The 3,008-nt window shown below is 68.9% G+C and carries 4 protein-coding genes and 1 pseudogene; all 5 read right to left on the bottom strand.

The features are described from left to right. Positions 1-791: pseudogene (locus WA805_RS26830) on the bottom strand (hypothetical protein); the annotation flags it as partial. Positions 792-839: 48 nt separating this feature from the next. Next, positions 840-1,664: a DivIVA domain-containing protein gene (locus WA805_RS26825; RefSeq protein WP_422281758.1), complete on the bottom strand. Its 825-nt coding sequence runs from the start codon at positions 1,662-1,664 to the stop codon at positions 840-842. A gap of 89 nt (positions 1,665-1,753) precedes the next feature. Beyond that, a complete protein-coding gene (locus WA805_RS26820; protein ID WP_422281760.1) occupies positions 1,754-2,041 on the bottom strand; it encodes a YggT family protein in 288 nt (95 codons plus the stop codon). A 95-nt stretch (positions 2,042-2,136) separates the two neighbouring features. Beyond that, positions 2,137-2,658 (bottom strand): cell division protein SepF, encoded by a 522-nt coding sequence (locus tag WA805_RS26815; RefSeq protein WP_424558961.1) that lies wholly within the window; start codon positions 2,656-2,658, stop codon positions 2,137-2,139. 80 nt (positions 2,659-2,738) lie between these two features. Beyond that, positions 2,739-3,008: alanine racemase (locus tag WA805_RS26810; RefSeq protein WP_425243731.1), on the bottom strand; the 270-nt coding region annotated here is incomplete at its 5' end.

The raw sequence follows: 3,008 nt of genomic DNA, 5'->3' as shown, positions 1-3,008 counted from the left end.
TCCCGCGGCGGAGCATCCCAGGCCGGGGCGTTCCAGGCCGCGGCTTCCCGACCGGGGGCATCCCAGGAAGAGGCTTCCCGTGCTGCGCTGTCCCGCGCCGGGGTATCCCAGGGGGCGGCTTTCTCCCGTCCCGGAGGGCTCCAGGCCGGGGTGTCCTGCGCAGGGGCGTTCCTGGCGGCCCAGTCGCCTCTGGCGGCCGGCTCCCTGGCCGGTGCCTCGCGGCCGGGCTGTGCCTCCCTGCCGGGCTGGGCGCCTTGGGCGGGCTGGCCGAACGCGGCCTGGCCGAAGGCCGGCTGGGGCTGACCGGGCTGGGTCTCCCTGCCGGATGGCGCGCCCTGGGGGCCCTGGCCGAAGGCGGGCTGGGGCTGGCCGTATCCGGACGGGCCGAATCCTGGCGTCCCCTGACCCCCTTGCTGCCCCCCCTGCGCGGCTGCCCGGACCGCGTCCCTGGAGTTGCCGGCGTCAGGCGGGAACTGCCCGATGGGGAAGGCAGCGGAACTCCCGGCAGGAACCGGGGCGTCGGGAGAATCCCCGCGTCCGTTCGGGAGAACCTGATTTTGACTGGGAAGTCGCGATTCCTCCGCGCTCGCGCCCGCGGCGGCGGGGCCCGGTGACACCTCCGGTTCCCCGAACAGTTCCGCGCGCCTGAGCACCACCCCGATGGCGAGCACGACCAGCGCGGCCGCGCTTACCCCGATCGCCACGTAGACGAACAGCAGCTTGCTCGTGACCACCCCGGCGACAAGGACGCCGACGGCGACAGCAACCAGCGCGGCGCTGAACCGGATCACCTGTCATCTCCTCGTGTCCGGGCGCGCCGGAGGTGCTGGCTACTCGGGTCAGCGGCCGTCTGGGCGGTAGCCCGCGTGCTCGGGGACGGCATACTGCGCGGCGGTGGGCGCTGCTCCCCCGCCGTTGCGGATCGCGGGCTGTCCGACGCCAGCGGGAAGCTGCGGAGCGCTCGGCGACGACACGGCGGGGAACGTGCCGCTGTCGGTCACGCCGGCCTCCAGGTCGCGAAGCTGGCCCTCCAGGTACGCCTTCAGCCTGCTGCGGTACTCCCGCTCAAAGGCGCGCAGGTCGTCGACCCGGCGCTCAAGCTCCTCACGCTGCTGAACAAGCGAACCCATCGCCTGACGGTGCCGCTCCTGGGCGTCCCGCTCCAGGCTCTCGGCGCGCGCCCTGGCGTCGCCGGTGATCTGCTCCGCCTGGCGCCGGGCCTTGGTGAGCACCTCGTCAGCCTCGCGGCGCGCGCGGCCGAGGGTCTCGTCGGCCTCCCGGCGGGCGTCGGCGATCGCCTGGTCGGCGGTCTGCTGGGCCAGCGACAGCACGCGGGCGGCCGTGTCCATGTTGTCCTCGACCGGGTGGCGCATCCGGTCCATCATCATGGGCTCCGGCTGCCTGCGCTCCGGCGGCGGCTCCGGCATCATCATGTCCTTAGGATCGGACAATGGGGAGCTCAAGGCCGGAATGCCGGCAGGCTTCCCGCCACCGCGCAACACTTCGGCCAGCTTCGCCCGGAGCTCTTCGTTCTCCTGGATCAGCCGGTCTAGCTCAGCCTCAACCTCGTCAAGGAAGGCATCAACCTCTTCCTCGTCGTAGCCGGGCCTAAGCCTGGTCGTACTGAACTGCTTGTTCCGCACATCCGCGGGCGTCAGCGGCATCTCTTGGTCTCCTCGGCGCGCTTGGCTGCGTTCCCCAGCACCGTACCTAAGTTCTCAGCACCGTACTTGATCAGCAACGGTACATGGTTCTACAGCGCGGGGACGGCTACCTGCAGCAAAATCAGTACCACGATGAACAGCACGATGTAACTGAGATCCATGGCTACTGTACCGATCCGGAGGGGCGGGATGTAGCGACGCAGGAATTTCAGTGGTGGATCGGTGGCTGTGAAAATCCCCTCAGCCAGCACCAGAACGACCCCCGTCGGCCGCCATGACCTCGCGAAAACCTGAATCCAGCCGATGATCATCCGGCCGACAAGCACCACGAGGTAGATCGACAGCACGTAGGTGAGGACGACTTTCAGGAGCTGCATCACATCACCCGTCCCGTGCCCAGCGGCCTCCGCTGGCGTCGCGGGTGAGCGCCGCTCCGGATGCTGTTCGCTGTCACTTGATCACTACACGTCCGTTAGCTCTGGTTGAAGAAACCCCGCTCCGCGATGCGGGCCTTGTCTTCCGCCGTCACCTCGACGTTAGCCGGGGAGAGGAGGAAAACCTTGTTCGTCACCTTATCGATGGACCCCCGCAAACCGAAGATCAATCCCGCCGCGAAGTCGACAAGCCGCCGTGCGTCACTGTCGACCATCTCGGTCAAGTTCATGATCACCGGAGTGCCGTCGCGGAAGTGCTCACCGATGTTCCGAGCCTCATTGTACGTGCGTGGATGCAGTGTGGTGATCCTGGCGAGCTCGACCTGCTGCGGCGGAACCGTCTCGATTCGGTGATCGGTCGGGTATCCCGCGTAATCGGCCCGCGAGGACGAGGACGAGGACGAGGGCGAGGGCGGGGGCGCGGGCGCCGCCGGCTCTACCGCGTCGGCCGGCTCGTCGTAGTCGTCGTACTCGTCGTACGCCTCGTAGTTCTCGGCATACCGGCGATCGTCTTCCACGAGGCCAAGGTAGACCGCCATCTTGCGCATCGCGCTGGCCATCCGTCAGTCCTCCGTCATGCCTCAGCCCCGCGTCGCGGCGTGCTCAAAAAAGGCCGCTGGAACGCCTTACGCGACGGACATTACCGGACGAGAGGCCTTCTGGCTCCGAGCAACGCCGTACCAATTCGCACGTGTGTCGCGCCATTTCCGATGGCGGCCTCCAGGTCGCCGCTCATGCCGGCCGAAATGATCGCCGCCGCCGGGTTGACCGCCCGCACCGCGAGGGAGCAGGGACGCAGCGGGGCGAACGCCCGCGCGGGGTCCGCGCCGAGCGGGGCGATGGCCATCACCCCGCCGAGTATGAGGTTCTGCTCGGCCTCGATCGCCTCGGCGATCTCCCGGGCCTGGCC

Source organism: Trebonia sp., assembly GCF_049794275.1.
GTDB lineage: Bacteria > Actinomycetota > Actinomycetes > Streptosporangiales > Streptosporangiaceae > Trebonia.
Note: the sequence above shows the minus strand (reverse complement) of the source record. Positions and strands in the feature narration are given on the sequence as shown.

Bases quoted from the DNA above. Each gene is read 5' to 3' on its own strand.
- WA805_RS26825 (WP_422281758.1), bottom strand. From the start codon at position 1,664: ATGCCGCTGACGCCCGCGGATGTGCGGAACAAGCAGTTCAGTACGACC.
- WA805_RS26820 (WP_422281760.1), bottom strand. From the start codon at position 2,041: ATGCAGCTCCTGAAAGTCGTCCTCACCTACGTGCTGTCGATCTACCTC.
- WA805_RS26815 (WP_424558961.1), bottom strand. From the start codon at position 2,658: ATGGCCAGCGCGATGCGCAAGATGGCGGTCTACCTTGGCCTCGTGGAA.